The sequence below is a fragment of the Mesorhizobium oxytropidicola genome (genome assembly GCF_056174625.1).
This window is the reverse complement of sequence record NZ_CM149692.1, coordinates 3,941,625-3,964,145: the sequence shown is the minus strand read 5'-3', so window position 1 is coordinate 3,964,145 and position 22,521 is coordinate 3,941,625. Positions and strand designations below refer to the sequence as shown.

The 22,521-nt window shown below is 60.5% G+C and carries 27 protein-coding genes, 2 tRNA genes and 2 pseudogenes; 13 read left to right on the top strand and 18 right to left on the bottom strand.

The window, feature by feature from the left end:
• Positions 1-66: 66 nt before the first annotated feature.
• The 5 genes from AC0V8S_RS19790 to AC0V8S_RS19770 all read right to left on the bottom strand — a co-directional run bounded on the left by AC0V8S_RS19790 (position 67) and on the right by AC0V8S_RS19770 (position 6,524).
• Positions 67-1,332 carry an OmpP1/FadL family transporter gene (locus tag AC0V8S_RS19790; protein ID WP_183460263.1) on the bottom strand — a complete coding sequence of 422 codons (1,266 nt, stop codon included), beginning with the start codon at positions 1,330-1,332 and terminating at the stop codon, positions 67-69.
• Between the two features lie 396 nt (positions 1,333-1,728).
• A complete protein-coding gene (locus AC0V8S_RS19785; protein ID WP_475438659.1) occupies positions 1,729-2,448 on the bottom strand; it encodes an outer membrane protein transport protein in 720 nt (239 codons plus the stop codon).
• Positions 2,369-2,950, bottom strand: coding sequence for a hypothetical protein (locus tag AC0V8S_RS19780; protein ID WP_475432895.1), 582 nt, complete (start codon positions 2,948-2,950; stop codon positions 2,369-2,371). Before AC0V8S_RS19780 ends, AC0V8S_RS19785 begins: the two co-directional genes overlap by 80 nt.
• Positions 2,951-3,306: 356 nt before the next feature.
• Positions 3,307-6,090 carry a valine--tRNA ligase gene (locus AC0V8S_RS19775; protein ID WP_475432894.1) on the bottom strand — a complete coding sequence of 928 codons (2,784 nt, stop codon included), beginning with the start codon at positions 6,088-6,090 and terminating at the stop codon, positions 3,307-3,309.
• Between the two features lie 116 nt (positions 6,091-6,206).
• Entirely contained in the window at positions 6,207-6,524 is a 318-nt protein-coding gene (locus AC0V8S_RS19770; RefSeq protein WP_183460275.1) for a zinc ribbon domain-containing protein, read from the bottom strand.
• Positions 6,525-6,691: 167 nt separating this feature from the next.
• Between AC0V8S_RS19770 and AC0V8S_RS19765 the strand changes: the two genes are divergently transcribed.
• On the top strand, positions 6,692-7,324 hold the full coding sequence (locus AC0V8S_RS19765) for a bleomycin resistance protein (RefSeq protein ID WP_475432893.1): 633 nt from the start codon (positions 6,692-6,694) through the stop codon (positions 7,322-7,324).
• A gap of 59 nt (positions 7,325-7,383) precedes the next feature.
• On the opposite strand, the gene AC0V8S_RS19760 is transcribed toward AC0V8S_RS19765, so the two are convergent.
• From AC0V8S_RS19760 to AC0V8S_RS19745, 4 genes are all read right to left on the bottom strand, one after another.
• Positions 7,384-8,247: a PopZ family protein gene (locus AC0V8S_RS19760; protein WP_475432892.1), complete on the bottom strand. Its 864-nt coding sequence runs from the start codon at positions 8,245-8,247 to the stop codon at positions 7,384-7,386.
• 318 nt (positions 8,248-8,565) lie between these two features.
• Positions 8,566-9,942, bottom strand: coding sequence for a TolC family outer membrane protein (locus tag AC0V8S_RS19755; RefSeq protein ID WP_280515938.1), 1,377 nt, complete (start codon positions 9,940-9,942; stop codon positions 8,566-8,568).
• Between the two features lie 183 nt (positions 9,943-10,125).
• Positions 10,126-10,794, bottom strand: coding sequence for a protein-L-isoaspartate O-methyltransferase family protein (locus AC0V8S_RS19750; protein WP_475432891.1), 669 nt, complete (start codon positions 10,792-10,794; stop codon positions 10,126-10,128).
• A gap of 91 nt (positions 10,795-10,885) precedes the next feature.
• Positions 10,886-10,959 (bottom strand) — tRNA-Cys (locus AC0V8S_RS19745).
• A gap of 296 nt (positions 10,960-11,255) precedes the next feature.
• Here AC0V8S_RS19745 and AC0V8S_RS19740 point away from each other — a divergent pair.
• A complete protein-coding gene (locus AC0V8S_RS19740; RefSeq protein ID WP_475432890.1) occupies positions 11,256-11,411 on the top strand; it encodes a hypothetical protein in 156 nt (51 codons plus the stop codon).
• Between the two features lie 66 nt (positions 11,412-11,477).
• Here the strand turns inward: AC0V8S_RS19740 and AC0V8S_RS19735 are convergent, their stop codons facing one another.
• Positions 11,478-11,738: a PGPGW domain-containing protein gene (locus AC0V8S_RS19735; RefSeq protein WP_475432889.1), complete on the bottom strand. Its 261-nt coding sequence runs from the start codon at positions 11,736-11,738 to the stop codon at positions 11,478-11,480.
• Between AC0V8S_RS19735 and AC0V8S_RS19730 the strand changes: the two genes are divergently transcribed.
• Both AC0V8S_RS19730 and AC0V8S_RS19725 read left to right on the top strand, forming a co-directional pair.
• On the top strand, positions 11,623-11,943 hold the full coding sequence (locus AC0V8S_RS19730) for a hypothetical protein (RefSeq protein WP_475432888.1): 321 nt from the start codon (positions 11,623-11,625) through the stop codon (positions 11,941-11,943). The two genes, AC0V8S_RS19735 and AC0V8S_RS19730, sit on opposite strands and share 116 nt — an antisense overlap.
• A gap of 29 nt (positions 11,944-11,972) precedes the next feature.
• Positions 11,973-12,047, top strand: a tRNA-Asn gene (locus tag AC0V8S_RS19725).
• Between the two features lie 142 nt (positions 12,048-12,189).
• On the opposite strand, the gene AC0V8S_RS19720 is transcribed toward AC0V8S_RS19725, so the two are convergent.
• The 3 genes from AC0V8S_RS19720 to AC0V8S_RS19710 form a co-directional block, all read right to left on the bottom strand.
• Complete coding sequence (locus AC0V8S_RS19720) at positions 12,190-12,822, bottom strand: hypothetical protein (RefSeq protein WP_475432887.1); 633 nt, start codon at positions 12,820-12,822, stop codon at positions 12,190-12,192.
• Positions 12,823-13,397: 575 nt separating this feature from the next.
• Positions 13,398-13,931, bottom strand: a complete 534-nt coding sequence (locus tag AC0V8S_RS19715) for a hypothetical protein (RefSeq protein ID WP_475432886.1) — start codon at positions 13,929-13,931, stop codon at positions 13,398-13,400.
• A gap of 2 nt (positions 13,932-13,933) precedes the next feature.
• Positions 13,934-14,353, bottom strand: coding sequence for a hypothetical protein (locus AC0V8S_RS19710; protein WP_475432885.1), 420 nt, complete (start codon positions 14,351-14,353; stop codon positions 13,934-13,936).
• Positions 14,354-14,636: 283 nt separating this feature from the next.
• Between AC0V8S_RS19710 and AC0V8S_RS19705 the strand changes: the two genes are divergently transcribed.
• The 3 genes from AC0V8S_RS19705 (at position 14,637) to AC0V8S_RS19695 (ending at position 15,974) form a co-directional block, all read left to right on the top strand.
• Positions 14,637-14,840 carry a hypothetical protein gene (locus tag AC0V8S_RS19705; protein ID WP_095199884.1) on the top strand — a complete coding sequence of 68 codons (204 nt, stop codon included), beginning with the start codon at positions 14,637-14,639 and terminating at the stop codon, positions 14,838-14,840.
• A gap of 369 nt (positions 14,841-15,209) precedes the next feature.
• Entirely contained in the window at positions 15,210-15,359 is a 150-nt protein-coding gene (locus AC0V8S_RS19700; protein ID WP_475432884.1) for a hypothetical protein, read from the top strand.
• 432 nt (positions 15,360-15,791) lie between these two features.
• Complete coding sequence (locus AC0V8S_RS19695) at positions 15,792-15,974, top strand: hypothetical protein (RefSeq protein WP_475432883.1); 183 nt, start codon at positions 15,792-15,794, stop codon at positions 15,972-15,974.
• Positions 15,975-16,175: 201 nt separating this feature from the next.
• Here AC0V8S_RS19695 and AC0V8S_RS19690 read toward each other — a convergent pair.
• Together AC0V8S_RS19690 and AC0V8S_RS19685 are read right to left on the bottom strand one after the other, a co-directional pair.
• Positions 16,176-16,422: pseudogene (locus AC0V8S_RS19690) on the bottom strand (hypothetical protein).
• 73 nt (positions 16,423-16,495) lie between these two features.
• A pseudogene (locus tag AC0V8S_RS19685) lies at positions 16,496-16,588 on the bottom strand (DUF768 domain-containing protein); the annotation flags it as partial.
• 195 nt (positions 16,589-16,783) lie between these two features.
• Between AC0V8S_RS19685 and AC0V8S_RS19680 the strand changes: the two are divergent.
• Positions 16,784-17,332 carry a group I truncated hemoglobin gene (locus AC0V8S_RS19680; RefSeq protein ID WP_475432882.1) on the top strand — a complete coding sequence of 183 codons (549 nt, stop codon included), beginning with the start codon at positions 16,784-16,786 and terminating at the stop codon, positions 17,330-17,332.
• Between the two features lie 28 nt (positions 17,333-17,360).
• On the opposite strand, the gene AC0V8S_RS19675 is transcribed toward AC0V8S_RS19680, so the two are convergent.
• On the bottom strand, positions 17,361-17,486 hold the full coding sequence (locus tag AC0V8S_RS19675) for a type IV toxin-antitoxin system AbiEi family antitoxin domain-containing protein (RefSeq protein ID WP_244571155.1): 126 nt from the start codon (positions 17,484-17,486) through the stop codon (positions 17,361-17,363).
• A 340-nt stretch (positions 17,487-17,826) separates the two neighbouring features.
• Here AC0V8S_RS19675 and AC0V8S_RS19670 point away from each other — a divergent pair, with 340 nt between their 5' ends.
• Positions 17,827-18,120 (top strand): hypothetical protein, encoded by a 294-nt coding sequence (locus AC0V8S_RS19670; RefSeq protein ID WP_475432881.1) that lies wholly within the window; start codon positions 17,827-17,829, stop codon positions 18,118-18,120.
• A gap of 140 nt (positions 18,121-18,260) precedes the next feature.
• Positions 18,261-18,692, top strand: a complete 432-nt coding sequence (locus AC0V8S_RS19665) for a cupin domain-containing protein (RefSeq protein ID WP_475432880.1) — start codon at positions 18,261-18,263, stop codon at positions 18,690-18,692.
• 99 nt (positions 18,693-18,791) lie between these two features.
• Here AC0V8S_RS19665 and AC0V8S_RS19660 read toward each other — a convergent pair whose 3' ends face one another.
• Positions 18,792-19,247, bottom strand: coding sequence for a carboxymuconolactone decarboxylase family protein (locus AC0V8S_RS19660; protein WP_475432879.1), 456 nt, complete (start codon positions 19,245-19,247; stop codon positions 18,792-18,794).
• A 257-nt stretch (positions 19,248-19,504) separates the two neighbouring features.
• Between AC0V8S_RS19660 and AC0V8S_RS19655 the strand changes: the two genes are divergently transcribed.
• The 3 genes from AC0V8S_RS19655 to AC0V8S_RS19645 all read left to right on the top strand — a co-directional run bounded on the left by AC0V8S_RS19655 (position 19,505) and on the right by AC0V8S_RS19645 (position 21,307).
• The gene (locus AC0V8S_RS19655) at positions 19,505-20,263 is read left to right on the top strand and encodes a copper homeostasis protein CutC (protein WP_475432878.1); all 759 of its coding nucleotides are present in this window, start codon (positions 19,505-19,507) and stop codon (positions 20,261-20,263) included.
• A complete protein-coding gene (locus tag AC0V8S_RS19650) occupies positions 20,260-20,748 on the top strand; it encodes a GNAT family N-acetyltransferase (RefSeq protein WP_475432877.1) in 489 nt (162 codons plus the stop codon). The genes AC0V8S_RS19655 and AC0V8S_RS19650 overlap by 4 nt, the downstream gene beginning before the upstream one ends.
• Positions 20,749-20,809: 61 nt before the next feature.
• Positions 20,810-21,307, top strand: a complete 498-nt coding sequence (locus tag AC0V8S_RS19645; protein ID WP_475432876.1) for an SRPBCC family protein — start codon at positions 20,810-20,812, stop codon at positions 21,305-21,307.
• Position 21,308: 1 nt separating this feature from the next.
• Here the strand turns inward: AC0V8S_RS19645 and AC0V8S_RS19640 are convergent, their stop codons facing one another.
• The gene (locus tag AC0V8S_RS19640) at positions 21,309-22,331 is read right to left on the bottom strand and encodes an acyltransferase family protein (protein WP_475432875.1); all 1,023 of its coding nucleotides are present in this window, start codon (positions 22,329-22,331) and stop codon (positions 21,309-21,311) included.
• Positions 22,332-22,521 lie beyond the last annotated feature (190 nt).

Genomic DNA, 22,521 nt, shown 5'->3' with positions numbered 1-22,521 from the left:
GGCAATGCCTGCACAAACGAAAAAGGCCGGGCGACGCCCGGCCTTTTTTCGTTCAATTTCAGTCGGTTACCATTTGACTTTCAATGAAGTCGAAAGCGCCGTGACAAGGTCATTGCCGAAGTCGGCGGTATAGCCATTGTCGTAGACCAGGCCGTCATCTGAGCTTACGGCCGTATGTATCGATCCACTGGTCAGCACGCCGATCGCTCCACCGAAACGGAGTTCGATATTCTGAGTGGGCGTGTAGGCCACGCCACCGCTGAGCGTCCAGGTATCGGTCTGGGCGCTCAGGCCGGTCGTCGTTCCGCGATCCCAGGTGATAACCGCCGCACCGCTCCACTGATCGTTGAATTTGTGGCCGATACCGCCGGAAACCGTCCAGCCATCGCGATAGAGCAAATCAAGCGAGGTAAGCTTTGAAGAGCTGGTTGTGGTGCAGGAAGCCGTGCCGGTCGGGCAAAACGGAATGCTCTGCAGCTCGCTCCAATTCATCCACTTTATGGATCCGAATGCCAGCCAGCCGGGAGCTATGCCCGACTGAAGCTTGAGCTCCAGAGAATCCGGAACTTCCGAGGAACCGCTAACGTTCGTTACCTTGCCCAAATACGGATTGAACGGATTGAGGGCCGCAGGCACCTGAGTCAAATCCAGCGTTCCATCCAAATTGTCGAGCTTGACCGCCGAATTATAGACCAGGCTGGCGCGCAGGGCGATATCCGGAATCTCATAGGCAACGCCGGCTCGCCATCCCCAGCCGTCTCCCTCGAGGTCAAGGCGCCCTATGCCCGCACCGGGAATGGGAGCCACCAATTGTTCTTTGAAGCCAGAAACATTTTCGTGGAACACGCCGCCGATGAAACGAAACTGTCCTTTGCCGAGATCCATCTTGTAAGAACAGGTTCCGCCCACGGCCTCGCTCTTCACCTCGGTGTCAACATTGCTGTTCGCGCCGGCCCAGTTCCGACCTGGGTTGCTGGACGCACCGATCGGCTGGCCGTAGTCGACGAGACAATCGACGGGGCCCATACCCGCCTTGATACCGACGCTCGGCACCCAATAACTTTCGGTATCGCGAGCACTGTTGGAGAAGCCCGGGATAAGGTTAAGGGGGCCGTCAGACGGGTCGGTGTCCTTCACGTTCTTGAGGTTGCGTTGCGGCATCACATAGGTGCCGGTGACCTGACCCGTGACTTGGGCAGGATCGAACAGCAGATCGATGTCGTAACCGCCGCGTTCCAGACCGCCGGCATGCGCCGAACTCATCGCCGTCCCGATCAAAGCCAGCGAAAAACACCCCGCCCCCAAGAGCGCTTTAAGACGCAGATTGAACATGAATCGCCTCCCCGAACCCAACTACAACTCAAGCAAGAACCAATTTGCGTGGGTAGCGCAACAATGATTTCAAGAGGCGTACACGTACGTATTTTTGAGAAAATGCATTTCCCGATGTATGGCCATCAATGCCGTCGAGCCGAAATGCCTGTCTGCGCCCAATGCCCAGCCAAAAACCCAGGAAAATCAGACGAAACCAGCCCAAAAATAACATCTTCAATAGCTAATTTGCCCGCTGTTACATTATGGCAACAATGCGGCGAAAACTTCCGTTAACGTCAACCGTGACGCTACGGAATGCCGGTTTAGAACAGCGTTGGCACTCGCGGATCGGCCGATCGGGCAAACGAAAAGGCCGGGCGCGTGCCCGGCCTTTTCGTCCGAATGTTTAGAACCCTAGAATTTGATCTTGACCGAAGCTGAGCCTGCCAAGAGCAGATCATTGCCATAGGTATAGGTCACGGCATTTGCCGTATCACCAACGCCAGGGAAAGTTGACGATCCGCTGGTCAGCACGCCGATCGAGCCGCCAAGCCTGACTTCCACTTTGTCGTTCGGCGAGTAGGAAATGCCGGTCGCCAAGGCATATGTGTCGGATTGATAACCGGAGACTGTCGAGGTTCCACGATCCCAAGTCAGCGAAACCAGGCCAGATAGCTGGTCAGTGAACTTGTGACCGATGCCGCCCGAAATCGTCCAGCCATCGCGATAGAGCAAATCGAAGGAAACGGGCGAAGGAGCACCTGTCACGGGGCTGCGCACGCCACTGATCGGAATAATGCCAAGCTTGCTCCACTGCTGCCAACGCACCGAGCCAAAGGCAAGCCAGCCTGGAGCTATACCGCTCTGCAACTTGAATTCGAGAGCTTGGGGTATCTCGGCGGAGGCGGACACTGGATATATTCCAGTGGACCCCGGTACGATATTCGCCGGAAACGTTCCGCTAAAGCCTGTCGTATCGACGGTTCCGGAAAGTCCGTCATATTTGTAGCTCGAATAATACATCAGGCTCGCACGCAGAGCGATGTCAGGGATTTCATAAGCGGTGCCCGCGCGCCATCCCCATGCCGAGTCCGTAAGGTGGAATTTCCCTAGGCCCGTGTTGCCAAAAGCCAACAGCGTCTGACGTGACAAGAATGCATCGACATCCTGGTAGGAAACGCCGCCGATGGAATCTTAAAGCGCCTTTCCCGACGTTGAATTTATAGGAGCAGGTGAGGCCGTAATCGTTCGTTTTGACCGAGTATTTGGATGCGGTTGTCGAATATGCGTTGTTCGTTCCGTAATCCGCGTCAGCGCCGTAGGGCTTAGAATAGCTTGCGAGACAGTCCACGGGTTCGAATATGTTGGCCTTGATTCCGATTCGAGGCACAGCGTAGTCACCACCGACGTCTACTTCTGACGTCGACAGACCTGAACCATCTAGGCGCTGCACATTCTTCAGCTTGCGCTGTGGCGACACGTAGGTGACACCAGCGTCGAACGAATATGGGGCAGCATCGAACAACTGGTCGATATTGACGCCGCCGCGGTCGAAACCGCCGGCATGTGCCGTCCCGATCAAAGCAAGCGAATAGCACCCCGCCCCCAGCAGCGCTTTCAGTCGCAGAATAGTCATGAATGTCCTCCCCGAATTCGAGTGCATCAAGCTAGAACCAATTCAGGTTAACGGCGCAACAACGAATTCATGGGGCGTACATGTACATGTTCGCCAAACGCATTTTCGACAAAATGCACAGGCGTACCGTAAGGCTAAAAACGGCCCGAAGCTGGTTTGCCGGACTAGAAAATGAAGAAAAAAAGCCCAAAACGGCTCAAAAAACAGCCGCTTTCAGAGGTTACGCCCCCATTGTTACATTATGGCAACAATGGGGCTAAAGTTTCCGTTTACGTCAAAATTAACGCAGCGGAATGCCTATTTTCGAGGCAAAACACCTCCGCTGAAGGCAGCCGAGCAAGACGAATCCTGCCGCCTCAGCCGGCGTCGCGAACCCTGGTCAAAGCCACCGAAAGCTTGTCCTGCGCATCGCGGTATTCGGCGAGCTTTTCGCGCTCGGCGTCGACGATCTCGGCCGGCGCGCTGGCAACGAACCTTTCATTGGACAGCTTCTTGTGCAGGCGCGCGATTTCCTCGGTCACCTTGGCCAGTTCCTTCTGCAGCCGGGCGGCCTCGGCGGCGAGGTCGATCAGGTTGCCGAGCGGCAGACAGATGGTTGCCTCGTTGAGGACGATCTGCGCCGAGCCCTTGGGTGCCGTGTCAGCCAGCGAGATGTCGCCGACGCGCGCCAGCCGCTTGATCGCCGAGTCCTCGCGAACCAGGCGCTCGCGCGTCACATCGTTGGCGCCGACCACGACCAGCGGCGCGATCGCCGCCGGCGGCACGTTCATCTCCGAGCGCACCGAGCGAATGCCGGAGACGAGATCGACCAGCCAGTTGATGTCGGCGGCCGCATCCGCGTCCTCGAAGTCCGGCGACGGCCATGCCGCATGGCAAAGCAGCGAGCCGCGCTCCTTGCCCTCGCCCGCCGTCTGCGCCCACAGCTCTTCCGTCATGAACGGCATCATCGGGTGCAAGAGCTTGTAGATCTCGTCGAGCACGAAGGCGACGCAGGCGCGGCTTTCGGCCTTGGCCGCCTCGTCCGAGCCCATGAATACCGGCTTCAGCAGCTCCAGGTACCAGTCGCAGAACAGGTTCCAGACGAAGCGGTAGGCAGCACCAGCCGCCTCGTTGAAGCGGTATGAGGTGATGCCGTCCGTGATCTCCCGCGCGGCCCGCGTCAGCTCCGTCAGGATCCAGCGGTTGACCGCCAGCTTGGCATCGTTCAGCCAGAAATCGTCATTGCGCGCGACTTCGTTCATTTCGGCGAAGCGCGTCGCGTTCCACAGCTTGGTGCCGAAATTGCGGTAGCCGGCGATGCGCGCCGGGTCGAGCTTCACGTCGCGGCCTTGCGCCGCCATCACCGTCAGCGTGAAGCGCAGCGCGTCGGCACCAAACTCGTCGATCAGGTCGAGCGGGTCGATGACGTTGCCTTTCGACTTCGACATCTTCTGCCCGTTCTTGTCGCGCACCAGCGCATGCACATAGACGGTGTGGAACGGCTCCTCATCCATGAAATGCAGGCCCATCATCATCATGCGGGCAACCCAGAAGAAGATGATGTCGAAGCCGGTCACCAGCACGTCGGTCTGGTAGTAGGTTTTCAGCTCCGGCGTCTGATCCGGCCAGCCCAGCGTCGAGAACGGCCACAGCGCCGACGAGAACCAGGTGTCGAGCACATCCTCGTCGCGGGTCAGGATCTCGCCCGGCTTAAAGTTTTCCAGCTTGTCCTCGACCCAGGCCTTCCACGGGCCTTCGAGCGCCAGATAATACTCGATCGCCGCACCCAGCGCCTCTTCCTCGGTCTTCTCGACAAAGACGCGCCCATCCGGTCCGTACCAGGCCGGAATCTGATGGCCCCACCACAGCTGGCGCGAGATGCACCAGGGCTGGATGTTTTCCATCCAGTCGAAATAGGTTTTCTCCCAGTTCTTCGGCACGAAATTGGTGCGGCCTTCGCGCACCGAGGCGATCGCCGGCTTGGCGAGTTCGGCTGCATTGGCATACCACTGCTCGGTCAGGAACGGCTCGATCGGCACGCCGCCGCGATCGCCATGCGGCACGGCGTGGCGATGCGGCTCGATCTTTTCGAGGAAGCCGCCGGCTTCCATTAGGTCGACGATCTTCTTGCGCGCGATGAAACGGTCGAGGCCGTCGAGTTCGTCCCACACAGCCTGGCGCTCCGGCGTCACATCGAGACCGGCGAGGAAGTCCTCATTGTCCTTCAGCTTGATGGCGGCTTCGACGGTCAGGATGTTGATGGCCGGCAGCTTGTGGCGCTTGCCGACCTCGAAATCGTTGAAATCATGCGCCGGCGTGATCTTGACCGCACCCGAACCCTTTTCGGGGTCGGAATACTCGTCCGCCACCACAGGTATCTTGCGGCCGACGATCGGCAAGACGACGTTCTTGCCGACCAGATGCCGGTACCGCTCGTCGTCCGGATGCACCGCCACCGCCGTATCACCCAGCATCGTCTCCGGGCGCGTGGTCGCCACGGTGATGAAGGTTTTCGGATTTTCGGGGTCGAAGGTCTCGCCTTCCACGGGATAGCGGAAGTGCCAGAGATTGCCGTTGACTTCCTGCTGCTCGACCTCGAGATCGGAGATCGCGGTCAGCAGTTTCGGATCCCAGTTCACAAGGCGCTTGTCCTTGTAGATCAGCCCTTCCTTGTAGAGCGTGACGAAGACTTCGAGCACGGCCTTGGACAGGCCCTCATCCATGGTAAAGCGCTCGCGCGACCAATCGGCCGAGGCGCCGAGCCGCTTCAGCTGGTTGAAGATGGCGCCGCCGGATTCGGCCTTCCACTCCCAAACCTTCTCGATGAACTCCTCGCGCGTGAGATCGCGGCGGTGGATCTGCTTTTCCATCAGCTGGCGCTCGACCACCATCTGCGTGGCGATACCGGCATGGTCCATGCCCGGCTGCCACAGCACGTTCTTGCCGCGCATGCGCTCGAAGCGCACCAAAATGTCCTGCAGCGTGTTGTTGAGCGCGTGGCCCATATGCAGCGAGCCGGTGACGTTGGGCGGCGGGATGACGATGGTGAAGGCCTCGGCCCCCTCCTCGGCGCCGGCGCCGGCGCGAAACGCGTCGGCCTCTTCCCACACTTTGGCGATCTTCGGCTCGACGGTCTTTGCGTCGTAGGTCTTTTCAAGCATGGGAAAATGGTCCGCGCTGTCGGGATTTTGCTGGTTCGGTGTAAATCGGAAGGTCTTGGCCAAGTCAACCGCAAGGGCCGCCTCGCTTCATGAGAAGCAAATAGGCGTGCCCGTGTTCATTTCAACGGAAGGTCGTGCCCGCACTCGGCGCAAAACTTCGCCCTTGGTGTCCGGTAGGGCTTTCCGCAGGCTGGGCAGTCGGGGCCGTAGTCGGAACGGCGGACATGCAGGAGCCAGAAAGTATGATGAAGTGTTACTCCGGTCCGCTCGCGATAGCGATCGGCCGCCGGATGCTTCATTTCTGTCCACTGGCCGTGCCTGGAGATGAATCTCTTTACCTGAAAATATAGAGTTGCCGGGTCGCCGACGACCTCCCGATACTCATCGTCGGTCAGCATCGGAACCATCGCCCGCAATCGGTAGCTGTACGTCAACTCTCGGTCCATCGGCCAAGGATACCAATCGGATATGGCTTTGAAAGGGCGATATCCTTGACCTCGCAGCCTGGCGGCAATATCCTGCCAAGGCTGCTGTAGGGCGCATCGGCTTCCGGCCGGAGGGGCATTGCCCGCCTACGCTACCTCAACCCCGCAATGCGCCCATGCCGACCCTCGAACACCACAAGAAACAGGCCAAGCTCTATCTCAAATGGCACCGCGAGCGGTATTATCCCGTCGCCGCTGTGATTGGATGGCTGTTGCCGCGTTTTCGCCATTTCAGCGACAGCCAGATCCTCGATCACAGCTTTAAGCTTGCCGATGCCCAGGAACTCGTCGCCAGGAAGTCAGGTTTCGAGAGCTGGCAGGCGCTGAAGGAAGGCCTTCAAACCGTGACCGATCATGCAGCAACAGACGCCGCAAAACCGCATCTCGCCTTTGCCGAGCCACAGCTCTTTGTCTGCGACATCGTAGCGGCCTGTAATTTCTACCGGCAAAAGCTCGGCTTCGAGACGCGCTTCACCTATGGCGAGCCACCCTTCTACGCCCAAATCATCCGCGATGGCGCACGGCTCAACCTGCGCCACGTCGACAAGCCTCCACTCGCCGCCAATTCGACTGATGACCTACTGGCGGCGACGATCGTTGTCGACAACATCAAGGCTCTGTTTCTGGAGTATCAGGCGGCCACGGCCCCGTTCCACCAGACATTGCGGACCGAACCGTGGGGCGCCCGCACGTTCATCGTCAAGGATCCCGACGCCAACCTCATCTGCTTCGCGACCAGCGCGGGCTGACCTCATCGACAAAAACGCCGCCTCACGGGCGGCGTTTCGAGAGTGATCGCTGGAGGAGATTACTGCGCGCCGCGCGCGACGCGCTCGATCTCCTCGCGCACCAGCCTTTCGACCAGCGTCGGCAGATTGTTGTCCAGCCAGTCCTGCAGCATCGGCCGCAGCATCTCCTCGGCCATCTCGTCGAATGTCTTCTTGCTGCGGCTGGCAAAGGCATCGGACAGCTCGCCGAAGGCGGCTGCGACCTGACGGCCCGTGTGTTCGGAAAGGATTGCCGGACGCGCCGTGGGCGCTTCGCTTGCCGCCGCACGTGCCTGGGCGGTGCCTGCCGGAGCGCCGCTTGAAGGAGGCTGCTCGAACGCAGCCTCCACCACCGGTTCGTTCGCCGGCGCCTCGGGCTGGGCGACCGGCTTGCGGATGCTCCTGTCCGGTATCGCTTTCGCTTGCTCTCCGACCGCCGCGATCTCGCGCCGCCAATCGGCAACGATGGCGTCGCTTGTCGCGCTGGCTACCGGGGCGTCAGCCTGTGGGACCCCAGCCTTCGGGACCATTGGCGCATCGGTCCTGACGACAGGCACCGGCTCGGCGGCGATCCTGGCGCTGACCTCGGCAAGCGTCATCGCCGGCTTGACCGGCACAGGATCGGCGCGCGTCTGCGCTTCCATGCGCGCGGGCTCGGGCGAAGGCGCCTGGACTTCCGCGAGCGCGACGGGCTTCCTGACTTCAGGGGCGGCATGCAGTTCGGCACGAAACGCATCGACGTCGGCGGCCGGCGCCTCGCTTGGCGACGGCTCCAGATCCTGCCGCAACTCTTCGGCCTCGCCCGGCTGCTTGCGACCGTTGTCGCTGTCCTCGATGATCCTCCTGATGGAAGCCAGTATCTCTTCCATGGAAGGTTCGCGCTGTGCGCTGCTTGCCGTGGCCATCGTCACATCCGCCGCCCTTGTGACCCCTGTGGGTTTCCGCTCCGACACAAGCCGGATTCGAATCATGGCGACAGCGTAACCGACGGATCGCCGCACGAGAATCCCCAATCTGGGGACATGTGGGATTTCAACAGATTAGAGCATGAAGCCGAAGCAGGACCAGTTTCAAAGAAGGTCCCACTCAAGAGGGCCGAGGCAGGTCAACTCGCCAGTGCGCCTGGCGCAATTCCAGGAAAAGTGTGAAACGGCTTTTCCTGGCAATTGCGCCAGTACCAAGAATTAGAGCGGTTCGACGCTCCGCGAAACGATGAACCGGCCTTAGCGGCCATCCGGCGTACGCACGCCGATCCACTTGTCCTTGACGGCGTTGTAGTGCTCTTCGGGCTTGTATTTGGTCACCGCCAAGCCAAGCCGGTCGACCGACAGGCGACCCATCGCCGACAGTATGGCATAGCTCGCCACGACCACATCGTGTTCGGAATTGGCCTGGTTGATCTTGGCTGTGATGACGGTGGCCTGCGCGTTGAGCACGTCGAGCGTTGTGCGCTGGCCGACATTGCGCTCTTCGATGACGCCGTTCAGCGCCAGTTGCGCGGCGTCGACCACCTGCTTGTTGGCCGAGACGCTCTGCTGCGCGGCTGTGTATTGCGACCATGCGGTGGCAACGGCCTGGCGCACCTGATCACGGCTGACATCGACCTGGATGCGGGCCTCGCCCAGCGATTCCTTGTTCTGGCGCACGACCGCCGAGGTCCGGCCGGCCGAATAGATCGGAATGGTCAATGTCGCGCCGATATTGGCCGAGGTCGAATTGCCGTTCGTTCCGATGTTCGGATTACGATTGAGATAGTCATCCGAGATGCCGGCAGAGGCGGTAAGCTGCGGCAACAGGGCGCCTTCCGCCGACTTCACCGAAAACGCGGCCGCGTCGACCAGATGTTGGGTGGAGAGAATGGCCGGATGTTCGGCCGAACCAATGGCAATCGCCGAAGCGAGGCTCGACGGCAACAGCTTCGCCAATGGCGCAGCCGGCTTGAGCTTGCCCGGCTCGTCGCCGACGATCTGGTGATAGAGCGCGGCGCTGGCCAATGCCTGCGCGCGGGCGGCGCTGAGAGAAGCTACGGCCGAGGCGCGCGACGCATCGGCCTGCGCAACGTCGGTGCGCGTGCCCTCGCCAACCTCGAAACGCGAGCGCGCGGCGCGCGCCTGCTCGGTCAGGAATTGCAGGTTCTGTTCGGTCAGTACGGCGATCTGCCGATCGCGGATCACGTCCATATAGGCGCTGGCCGCATTGAACAGCGTGTTCTCCTCGGTGTTACGCAGGCTCTCCACCGACGCCTTCACCTGGGCTTCCGCGGCCGCCACATTGTTCCTGGTCTGAAAACCGTCGAACAGGGTCTGGTTGATGACGATGCCGACGCTGGCCGACCCCGTTTTGCTGTTGGCGCCGCTGACGCGCGTGTTCACATAATTCGCATCGGCAGTTCCGTTGATGGTCGGGCGCCAGCCGGACTTGGCAATGGCCACGCCTTCGTCGGTGACGCGCACACCGGCGCGGGACGAATTCAGCGTGGAATTGTACTGATAGGCCTTGGCGAGCGCGCCGGTGATGGTCTCCGCCGAGGCGGTCAGGGGCGACAGCGCGGTCGCGGAAACGAGGATGGCGGCAAAAAGGGTCTTGGATACAGACGGCACGGGTATATCCCTCATTCGTTTTCCATGGGAACCGCGCCGCGCCAGCTTCTCGTTAAAGGAGCCGGAGTGGCGTGTCTTTATGTTCCCTGTCGCTCGGTCCCAAAGTGCCCCCAGTCTGAGATCAGCAACGATTGTTCAAGTCCAAGCGACCATGACAAAGCCTTTGCTGCAAGCACAAATCATTCAGAATTCAAAGGCATGCTCACGTTCGAAGCCGGGTAGTGGCTTAATTGCCGCATTAAATGCCCGTCTCCCGGTTACAACCCCCCCAGCCTTAAAAAAAAGTCGCGCCACGCCGGAATTGCCCTGCCCTTCGACCGCGACGAGTCGGCCGCCTTCGGCGAGTTGATCGAGCAGCGGCGCCGGCACGTTCTCGACACTGCCGCCGATGAAGATGACGTCGTAGGGCGCCTTGGCCGCATGACCTTGCGCCAGCGCCCCCTGGACCACGGTCACATTGCCGCAGCCAAGGCCGGAAAGGGTCGACGCGGCGGTTTGCGCTAGGGCCGAATCGCTTTCGAGCGCCACGACTGATCTCGCCAGCCGCGACAATACGGCCGAGGCATAGCCGCTGCCGCTCCCGACATCGAGAACCGAATCGGTTGGGTTGATCTCGGCCAGCTGCATCAGTTTGGCCAGTGGCGATGCTTCCATGAGATAACGCGCGCCACCGGTGCCGTCGGCAATGCGGATGTCCCCATCGATATAGGCGAGATCGCGCTGGCGGTCGCCGACGAAAACCTCGCGCGGCACGGAAAGCAAGGCTTCCAGAAGCGGAGCGCTGGTCACATCGGTGGTGCGAACCTGGCCATCGACCATCTTGACCCGAAGCTCGGAGAAATCAGCGCTCATGTCCCAACCAATCTGCCTGCCGCGCCAGAACCGCGGCTCATTTCGACTGGAACTTCAGGCTCCGGCGCTTGCGCGCGGGAGCCTGGGGCATTGGAGGCCTCGCCCGGAATCGAACCGGGGTGCAAGGATTTGCAGTCCTCTGCGTAACCACTCCGCCACGAGGCCTCGTTGCTCCCGGCGTTCCACCCGGTTCCAATAGGTTGCGGCGAAAATGGCGTCAAGCGGCCACCACGCATTCCACGCGGTTTCCTCTGCAAGAATCCAACCCTCCGAATCAAGCGTCGCAGCCATATTGGCCACAACACATATTAGCAGAGCGTTAAGTATAGCAGGAGATCATGAGAAACTCCACGCCCCGGCCACCGTTGAGAAACGAGGAGGACTGCGCCATGCGGCTGGCAAGCCTAAACAACGCAACGAATGCCTGGGACGGCTTGTCGCGATCGGGATGCGAGGAATTGTTGCGCCATGCCATCGACTGCCTTGCGATAGACGGCACTGCCAGGCTTTCGCCGCGCGACCGTGCGCGCCTTGCCTCGGCTGCCGCCGTTCTCAAGGAAATCCGCGAGGATCTGGAGAGAAGTGCGGGCCGAAAAGCCGATACACAAAAATCCTGAACCCGAACAAGGGCATAACGCGGCCGAAGGACGGCGCGGTCAGCGATGCGGCTTGGCGCCTGTCACTCAATTTGGTCGCCGCCGCCGCTCCCCCCAGACGACGAAGCGGCGCCGGTGGCGCCGCACCATGGCGAATTCGTAGGAAAGCACCAACAATCCGATCGGGACCATCCAGAAGCCGAGAATCGGCAGGAAGCCGAGAATGCCGCCGATGGTCAAAAGAATGCCGATCGTGATTCTGAGGCCGCGCGATTGCGGCATGGCGAAATCGCGCCCGAAAATCGAGATCTTTCGTGCTGGTATCCGGTTTTCGCCTGCTGCCGTCATCGCCAATGGCTGCCTGTATGGTCGCTTGTCTCGTGACTCGAAAATGCCTGTTTACGAAAGCCGCGACCGCCATTTCGGTTCCGCGCCCATCGCCAAGACGGCTAATATGAGGACGGAGCCGACCGATTGCGAGAAACGCCTGAGCGAAAAAGTCTCGGAAAAAAGCGAAATGCTTCTTTGCAAAGCCGAAAGGTGTTTGCTATAGGCTGCGCCACTTGCTCAAAGAGCCTCCGTTCCCCGGTAGCTCAGTGGTAGAGCAACCGGCTGTTAACCGGTTGGTCGCTGGTTCGAATCCGGCCCGGGGAGCCAATATTTCCAATAGCTTAGCGAATCTGCGCTCCCCATCTCCATCGGAGAATGGCACGCAATAGGCACGCGGCGAACAGCTCACCAGCGGGAATATCCACCCTTGAGCATCACTTTGTCCGGGTCTTCCTCGTCCTCTTCGGGCTCATATGAAGCCGGCGCTTCCAGCAAATCGATTCGCCTGAGGTCCGTCCCTCCCATGGGCGCGTCGAGTGAAAGCATTTTGAACGTGTCGTATTCTCGGTTGTACCCCCTGACGTAATCCTTCATGCGAATGCCGACATTGATCACCCAATAGCACCGCTTCGAGCATCGCGTTGATGACATCATCGCGCATGAAGCGTGGGAGCGCTGCGCTGACTGCCCTGCTCACAACCCGAATGACATCCTCTGGATTGTGGCGAATGGCATTTATGGATCGTTCCCTGAGCTTGCGCCGCTCCTGCCACATTTCGACCTTGTCGCGGTTCTTCACCCAATATACGCGCTTGGTAGCTAGGATCTCGGCTTTATGTTCGACTGAATAGCTTGCTTGGTACGCCGCGATTTTTTCGCTGTTGGCCACGCGATAGGCTTTCCAGCCGGCTTTGACGCGGTCTGGATGCCTCAGTTTGAACAGCCGTCTATGTTCGGCCGCTTTCTCTGGATTCTCGGCACGCCGTTTCCGCTGTTTTTCCAACGCAGCAGGAGAACGTCCCTTCGCTAGGAGTTCTTCGCGGTGCTTGGCGTTGTAACGGCGCCTTGCCTCAATGACTTTAATTGGGTCGCGAGCCATCAAGGATGATGGCACTCGCCTACGCGCGGCACAAGTTGAGCGGCTGAATTATGCCCGTTGATCCCGCTATTAGCCCCTACAAAGCGGAAAGCCCGCCACAGTGAGGCAGCGGGCCAAATGCGACAGGTCGTCGTATTTCAATAGTGGTAGTAGTGCCTATGGTGGTGATGCCTGTGGTGCCGGTAGTGCCGGTAATAGTGCCGGTGATGGTATCGATAGTACGGGCGATATTGCTCCGCATAGTACTGGTCACCATAGTAATCTCGGTTGTAATAGTGGCGATAGGGGGCGGAGATCCTCCGAAGCCACCAAAAAAGTCACCGTTATAGCCCCCAAAGGGCGAAAGAGAAATTGCGCTTGCGTCGGTTCGACTACAGCGGCCGTGCCAGCAATCGCGAGCACGGACGCGAGTATCAGCTTCCTCACGGTTACCTCCATCGGTTCGATCGTGAACAACGCGAAGGCTGGCCGACTCGTTCCTCCCGCGACCGGGCTCTGGATCAGTTTCCGCAGTCGCATGCAAAAGCCCGCCACCGTGAGGCAGCGGGCCGATTGCCTTGCGAATCGTGTCTGTGCCGTTAATGCGCTCCCCCGCCCGGCGTCAGAGCGTTGATCAAGTTGACTTGGTCAAAGTCGTCCCATTCGATGAACGTCCTGCACGACGCCATGAACTCGGCTTTGCGCGTGGCTTCAGCGATGTTGACAGGCCGATGGGCGAACGGGGCTTGGCGCGTCTTGGTGACCGCCGCACTAGCGCGCCTGAAGGCCGCTGACTTGGTGTCTTCATCCGGCATCGCATCGTAGTCAGCCAGAGCCGCTGTGTGCGCAGCGATCAGGGCGCCGAGCTGACCAATACCGGGCGCACCACCCTCGCCCCGTCCGTTGTCCCAAGCCTCGTAATAGGCCTTCTTCAGTTTGTGGGTAATCGCCTCTGCCTGACAGGCGATGAAGAAAAGCCGGGCTGCTTCCGTGCTGGTGACGATGATGTTGTCATCGCCGGACTTGCAGAAATGCGTCTCGCACATGTCCATGAGAACGTCGACCATGTTGAACGCGTCGCAGATCTGGCTTTCCAGGCCGGTGAAGGTTACCTTGTTTATTGCGTCAGCCATGGTCATGCCTCCCCTGCCATGCGAACGACCGATGCACCAAGCGCCGGCCCCCACGCCGCCGCCTGTGGCGTCAATAACCGTTGCCGGTCTTGGACGAGGCCCCACGCCGCCAACGCCGGGGCCTTGATCATCACGCCGGCCATGGTCGCTTCCGTCTGCGCCATTATGCCGTCGATTGCGTCGATGAGGGCCTTTGCCGCCGCTTCCTTGCCAAAGCGGCAGGCGTTGGAGGCAATACTGTGAACCGTCTCGAAGCTGGGCAGGATGCACGAGTCAGCAGCGTGGACAAAATGCGCGTAGCCCTCGAATCGGCTGGCGTCGAGTTCATTCCCGAAAATGGCGGCGGCGCTGGGGTGAGGCTTAGGAAGGCTTAGGCTCAGGAGATGGCACCTTCGGGTGTGTGCAATCAGGGTTTCCAGCACACGGAGAGGGCCGATCGCCCAAACCGCCATAACGTTCCACGAGTTTTGCGAATCCGTAAGCGAAGGCGAAAATAAGTGCCAGGACAACCGCCATTCGAACGGCCATGGGGGATTGTAGCAGGATCCCGCGTCCTTAGATGCTTGGAAACAACAAGACGTAGGCGGGTTTCGGAGTTATATCGATTTACGCAATCCTCAGTTGCTAGACTCGCGCGACACCCCGGCAGTTAATTTTACCTCAGACGGAGAGGGAAAAGGTCGCGAACTGGGAGGAATTCAATCTATGGATTACGATTTCGACGCCGGCAATCAACCAGAAAATCAGCCTTACGAAGTCGCCTCATTCGCCAGAAAGCATGGTTTGACAATACCAGCCGCGGACGCAGTCCTTTTCGCAAAGGGGCCATCACGGGAGGCATGCGATGCCGCCGCATTGGCCTTCCTCTGCGCTATCGCCGCACAGGCCAAGAAACAGTCGGCGCGCTAGCCTTTCCGCAACGTACGCAAGGCCCGATGACTGCTGGCTCTGTCCTTGGTGGTGAGGATGGTGCGCCAATGCGGTTTCTCGAACACGCTTACGACGTAGGTTGTGGCCGGCTTGTCGGTCATCTGCTGGCCTTTGCCTTTGGTTCCTTCATTCGCATGCTTCTTATATATTAGCATTGGCACATATATTCGCCAGCCGGCGCCCGCCCCTCGAAGCCTCGCCGGTTAGGCCCGGCGCGCTACTGCCCAACAAGTGCGCGCCGGGCCGCTGCAATCGCGCGTCCCTGTTGCCTTCATCACAATGAACGGCGACACGCGTGACCCTCCGTGGGACATCTTCTCGCATGGAAAGAGCAGTAGGCCTTTACCGATGCCCAGGAAGTCCGCCCTTGCCTGCATCCTGGAGAGCGGCAAATGCAGCTATATCGGCCAGGACGCCTACCGTTCCGGCAACCACAAGCCGGACTTTGACGCATTGCCGTGGGAAGCCGAATACAGGGCCACAAAACAAAAGGCCTAAGAGAAAACCCGCCGGGCGAAGACCCCAACCACCTCAAGCCCGGCGAGCCTACTACCTGATCAGGTACGCGATCAGGGCCGGGATTAGCCGGCACCTTCTCCGAAGCAAGAGCGATGCCAGCACCCTAGTCCTGAAATGGGACAGGAGGCAAAATGACCCACCCCTCCATTCACTGCAGGATCTAGCGATTCTTGGGCTTGATCTCCTCGATCTTGGCGCCCTCGCCGACCCCGTAGACTGACACCCCGACTAGGCGCATAGTTCCCTCATGTCGCTGCCTCAACGCACCGATCTAGCGAACGACAATGGCAAACCTGAAGACCATCTGGCAGCGGCTACTGCTGCCCTTCACGCCGCCGTCAAGGGGCTAGACGCGTCCTTTGAATTGCTGGCCAGCAAAATCAAGCGCCTGGAGAAAGGAGCGTCGCAGCTGTGGCCTACACGGTGATCTGGTACGGGAAAAAGGGCATCGTGGAGAAGACGCCCTTCGATACCGAGAAAGCGGCACGGGACCACGCGCTATTGACCTTTCCAGATCGAAAGTCCGGTATCGTGGCGGTGGAAGTTCGCAAAGACGATGGCACGGTTGTATTCAGTCGAGCTGGAGGCAGTTAAGTCGTTGGGCATTTTGCGTTTTGAGGGATGCCGGCGATCACCTGAATGGGTCGGGTCCGCTGCCGGGGAGACAGCGGACTCGAACTAGGGCCAAGAGGGGGCAAGGCCCTTTATGATCCCTATGCGGGGACCATGGTGATAACACCGGGACGGCTACAAACGTTCCGCCGGCTGAAAGATATATCCGGCTGCCTGCGTTGGCTACCCAGCCGTAGGGGGCCGCACCGGCCCCGTGGTGTTCCACTGACTGAATGAACTCGACTTCCTTCCCGGTCAGTTCCCGCACGGCCTTCAACAGCACCTCATGCAGGGTCCGCGTTGCCCGGTAGTGGTCGCAATGTGGCGATATAAACGGCTTGATAATGCTCGTGTGCAGCGCTTCCGCTGCCACCAGAAAGCTCTCGATTTCTGCCGGCGATAACTGCTTTGACGGTTTTGAACTGGCCATTTGGCGACTCCGTTTTGAGGGGTTCGCCGCAACGGGAGGATTATATTCCTCGCCTCGATCTAGATGGCAAGGCCTATTCGGGCAGACCGGGGTCGTAATGCACAATCGCGTCGAGGATCGTTCGATAGAGGCTGTCCACCTCCTCGTCGATTTCGCCGCGCTTGATCCAGCAGCGAAGCGTGGCGTGGGTCTTCATCGTTGACACATCTCGACGGCGGGAATGCGATTAATCGGAATAATTCGGGCGGAGGCTTCGTTAATTCCTCAGACGGTGCCGGGTTAAGGCAAAGTAGGAACATACTTCATTGAAGCCGCCAGACAGGCTGCGGCTTGCTCTGGCTCAACTCGAAGGACCCCAGAGATGAAAACGGCTGTTTCGACCTCTTTCACAAGACGAAGTGTCGTCGCAGGACTGGCGGTAGCCGCCGCATCGACGGCCGTATTGGCTACAGACAGCGCGCAAGCGCAGGCCAAGCAAACCACGCCTGAGAAAAGTCTTTACGAGCGGCTGGGAGGCGTGTTCGCCATCGCAGCGGTGGTGGACCACTTTAGCGATGCAGTCGTGAAAAACCCCATAGTCGGCCAGAAGTCCAAGAACCCACAGCTGCGGAAATGGCACACCAAGAACCTTGGCAGGCTGCCCGGCCTCGAGTTTATGCGCACACTGTGGGTCTGCGACGTTTCCGGTGGCCCCTTCAAGTTCGTCGCCACCAAGCCCGGCACGACGCCGCTCGGTCTTGAAGAGGCCCACCGGGACTTGCGGATCTCTCCCGCCGAGTTCGATGAGGTCGCAGCGGAACTCGGGCGGACGCTGGACCACTTCAAGGTTCCGAAGCCCGAGAAGGCAGAGGTCCTGGCAGCCTTCGCCGCCCACAAGGATGAGGTTACCGCCGGCTACAAACGGGGCTGAAGCCGCCGGTGCATGCGGCGATCCCGAGTCATGCCGGCTCGCGATCTGTGGCGCGATAGGTTCCGTAGCAAACCTTGATGAGCAGCCCCTCACCACACATGCGGGCCAGATAGCAGCGGGGAATTCCGATCTCAGTCAAGTCGCGCGTCCGCACTTCACCCTTTTCGCGGGCAAATGCGACAGCGCGCTCTCGGAGGGATGGCTTAGGCCCGCCGGCCAATCGGACGCGCTCAGCTCGCTCGCGGTCGCGTTTGCGAATCTCGACGGAAGGTTCTGGCGTAGCATCGAGGGGATCGGCAGCACGTAGTTCGCGGTTTCATTCGACCCGGGGAGCCAACATTTCCAAGCGTCTGAGAGTTTTTCGGCGGAACGGTTACCGTTTGTCGGCCGGTGTTTATGGTAACTTGGCTCGCTGCATCGTGACAGCGCGACCATTGCGGAACCGCATCACAAGATGCGAATTTGCTGATCCGATGTTTCGCAAGGATGCCGCCATGCCCATACGCAAGATTTCGCTCTGCGCCGCTGCGATGACGGTTGCCGCTACAAGCTTTGCCAGCGCCCGGCCGGACACGCGCAAGATGACCTGCGCGCAGACCCAGGCATTGATCCAGAGCCAGCATGCAGCGGTGCTGAGCACCGGGCCGAACACCTATGATCGCTACGTCCGCCAATTCGGCAATGAGTGCGACGCGCCTTCCGTGCCGATGGTTGCCTATGTTCCGACCAGTGGCGGTCAATGCATGGTCTATCGATGCGATGAGCCCTCGGCCGAAGTTCCGAACTAATCGGCGGATTCGCGGCGGAGCCTCGCACAGAACGTCCGCCAGCCTTCAGCAGAGAGACTGAAAGTATCTGCCAGCACCTCTTGCAGTGCTTGCGCGCGGTTGTCCGTCGCGCGATAGATGCGTCCGTTCAGGGAGGAATCATGCGCAAAATCCTGGTATCAGCGCTGCTGGCCGCGGCTGCACTTTATGCAAACTGCGCTCTGGCACTCGACAGCAGCAGCACGCCTGTCGTCGTCACCCCGTTGGCATCGCGCACGACCACCGCGTCCGGCCAGCCGATCACGCTGCCGCAGAAGAATGTGCAGGTGCTGGTGTCGACCTATGACATCGCGGTGGGCGCGACCTTGCCGGTGCACCGGCACCCCTTCCCGCGCTACGCCTATGTCGAGGCCGGAACGCTGAAGGTCACCAATGTCGAGACCGGCAACAGCAACACCTACAAGACGGGCGATTTCATCATCGAAATGATCGGGCAATGGCATCAGGCCACCAATATCGGCGACGGTCCGGTCAAGCTCCTGGTGATCGATCAGGTCGAGGAAGGCGCCAAGAACACCGAATTGCGCCAGTAGCCAATTAGGTTGCGCTCGCACCCAGGAGGCGGGAGGCCGTGTGCCGCCCCCGCCTTCCCGTTCGAGCAATCGCCCTGCACCAAACGCGGAACCCAGCGTTCAACCCCAGGCGCCGACCATCTGTCGTGTCGTCGCGTTCAGTCGGTTGAAGGCGTTGATCAGGGCGATCTGGACGACCAAAGCGGCAAGCGCCTTTTCGTCATAGTGCCGGGCGGCTTCGTCCCAGACATCGTCCGGTACGGCGTCAGGGCGGTCGGCGAGCCGCGTGCCGGCCTCCGCCAATGCCAGGGCCGCCCGCTCGGCGTCGGTGAAGTAAGGCGTCTCGCGCCATGCGGCGAGCGCAAAGATGCGCTCGTCCTTCTCGCCGGCCGTCTTCAGTTCGCGCGCATGCATGTCGACGCAGACGGCACAATTGTTGATCTGGCTGGCGCGCAGATGGATCAGCTTGCGCGTCACATAAGGCACATCAGCCGCCTCCGTCGACTTGTCCAGCGCCAGCAGCGCCTGCAGGGCGCCTGGGATGAGCATCACTGGGTTCTTGATTCTCGCTTGCATGATCTTTCTCCTTTCGAGGGCGTGTTTTGCCGAGCCCGGAGGCAGCGCTTCCGGGTTATTAGCTGATGGATTTTTCGGCTGCCGCCGCGCCGCCAACGGTCAATCAATAACCCGCTAGCTATGGGTTAACTCATAACCATTCAGTTATAATACTGTCAAGCCGGGAAATGTCGTCTGGTCCAAATGGCGGTGCGCCGTTCACGCTTTCGCGCCAGCCGCCCCGGTGCTAGGGCTTTGCGCAACATCATGGAGACCCCTTGACCACACAAACCCGCCCGCCGCTGATCGAAATCTGTGTCGAAGGCATAGATGGCCTGCTGGCCGCGCAGGCGGCCGGGGCCGACCGGATCGAACTCTGCGCCAGCCTCGTCGAAGGCGGCATCACGCCGAGCCTCGGCACGATACACGCGGCGCTCGACCAGGCGACCGTGCCGTTTCACGTCATGGTGCGGCCGCGCGGCGGCGACTTTCTCTACAGCGAGACCGAATACCGCTCGATGCTCGCCGATGTCGCGGCACTCCGCGAACTCGGCGTGCCCGGCGTGGTGTTCGGCTGCCTGAACGCCGATGGCACCATCGACGAGAAGCGCATGGGCGAGCTGACCGAGGCCGCCGGCTCGCTGAACGTCACCTGCCACCGGGCCTTCGACATGACGCGCGATCCCACGGAGGCGCTGGAAGCGCTGATCCGCTGCAAGGTCGGCCGCGTGCTGACTAGCGGCCAGCGCGACACCGCGATTGAAGGCCTGCCGTTACTGGCGGATCTGGTGCGGCAGGCCGGCGACCGCATCATCATCCTCGGTTGCGGCGGGCTCGATCTCGGCAATATCGCCGAGGTGCGCAAAGAAACCGGGCTGGCCGAAATGCATTTTGCAGCACTGAAGGACGTGCCGAGCGTCATGCGCTACCGCAATCCCAAGGTCGGCATGGGCGGCTCCGATCTCGACCGCGAATACCGCAACACATTGACCGACACACCGCTGGTGGCGGCAACGATCACGGCGGCCAAGGCATGACCACTCCGATAGACCGCATAGCGCAGAGCGACGAAGCGGACATACTGGCGCTCAACAACGAACATGCCGCCGAACTGTCCTGGCTCGAAGCCGAGCGGCTGTCGTTCCTGCTCGGCGAGGCTTTTTACGCGCGGCGCATTGGCGATCTCGAAGCCTTCATCATGACCTTCGACCAGGAGGCCAACTACGACAGCCCGAATTTCCTTTGGTTTTGCGAACGCTACGAACGCTTCATCTATGTCGACCGCGTCGTCGTGGCGGCGCACGCAAGGGGCCGCGGCCATGCGCGCCGGCTTTATCAGGACCTGTTCGAGCATGCGGAGCGCGCCGGCCACACGCTGGTCACCTGCGAGGTCAACGCCGATCCGCCCAACCCCGCCTCGGATGCCTTCCACGCCGCGCTGGGCTTCACTGAGGTCGGCGACGCGGTGATCCATGGCGGCAAGAAAGCGGTGCGTTATTACGTCAAGCAGATCGTCGCCTGATTGCTGGCCACATAAAGAAGACGCCCCTAATATAAGCGTTCCACCAAATGGAGGAACCGCGATGCCAAGCAACGTCTTCCGCTTCGACGAAAGCTGGGACATTCCCGAGGGCACGCCTCGGCAAGTGTGGGATGTGCTCTCCGATGCCGAATTGCTGCCGCTGTGGTGGGGCGATGTCTACAAGGAAGTGGTGCCGATCAGCGGCAAGGGCAAGCCATCGGTCGGCTCACGGGCAAGGGCACGGGCGCGTGGCGCCCTGCCCTATGAACTGAACTTCATCATCGAGGTCGCCGAACTCGAGCCTGGCCGGCTGGTCGTGGTGAAAACCTTTGGCGACTTCGACGGGCTGTGGCGGGCCGAACTGTCGCCGTCGGGCAGCGGCACCCATGTCCAGCTGACCTGGCAGGTCACGGTCGAGCGGCCGATCCTCAAATTCCTGGCACCGCTGCTGCGGCCGGCCTTCGCCTGGAACCATCGCTGGACAACACCGCGCGGCGAAGCCGGCCTGCGGCGCTATCTGAGGCTCGGAACAACAGTGTCTCGGCGTGATAAGTCCTGAATCACCAGTTGCGGTTCAACCATTCACGCGCCGGCCGCTCGATGAGGTAGTAGCTGCAAAGCGCGCAGGCAAAGACCGCGGCCAGCATCGGCCATGGGTTGCTGCCTTGCTCATAGACGAATTTGTAGAAGGGCTGCTGCCACAGATAGAGCGAGTATGACCACAGGCCCAACGTCGCCATCGGCCAGGACGACAGCAAATTGGAAAAAATTGGCGTGCTGAAATCGAGCGCGTTGACGGCGAGCGCCAGCAGCGGCACCGCCAGCAGATAGTGGATCGGCGTCGGCACCGGGTCGATGAACAACAGAACCGCAACCGCAGCCGCCGCCAGGGCGACATAGGGGCCCTTTAACACCGCCGGCAGCCGGCCTTCGGCCTTAAGCAGACAGATCGAAGCCGACAGCAGGATCGAGGCGATGTGCACGTCGGTGCGCCAGTAAGTGGCCTCGTAGTCCAGCTTGAAGACCCAGTACGACACCGCGCCATTGGCCATGGCAAGCAAGGCCAGCGCCAACAGCAGCGGGATGACGCGGTTGCGGCTGGAGACGAGCGCGCTGATCAACGCCAGGATGATGTAGGCATGCTCCTCGACGCAGAGCGACCAGATATGGTCGAGCGCCCCGGCGCGGGTGACGAGAATTCCGGCGTAATTGTAGGTGAATGTCAGCGCCGTCAGTGCCGCCTTCCATTTGTAGGCGATGAACGTGCCGGAGAGCGCGACCATGGCAATGACGACGAACACCAGAAGCGCCGGGTAGATGCGCGAGAAACGGCGCTTGAAGAATTTCTTCAGCGGATAGCGTTCGATGAACAGGATTTCGCCCATCAGCCGGCCGCTGAGCACGAAGAAGAATTCGACGCCGAGCACGCCGAGATTGATTCCGGGAACCGGGAAAAAATGGCCGATCAGCACCAGTGCGATCGACAGGCCGCGCCAGCCGTCGAGATAGGCCAACCTTGTCCTGGCCGATCTGTCGACGACGGATCGGGACGGAACCATCTCGGTGGCGGAAATTTCGGACATGCCGATCCCTTCGCATTGGCATGCGAACGGGCACGGCGGTACGCAGTCCGAACCCGGCTCGCATTCCCGCCCCAACCCATACTGCAGTGCAATATATGTTTGTGCAAGTGCGAGATTGCCGCCGATGCAGTTTGCAGGCGAGCACGGACCGGAATTGCTTCAAGCAAAGGGATGGTGGGCTGCGGCGATT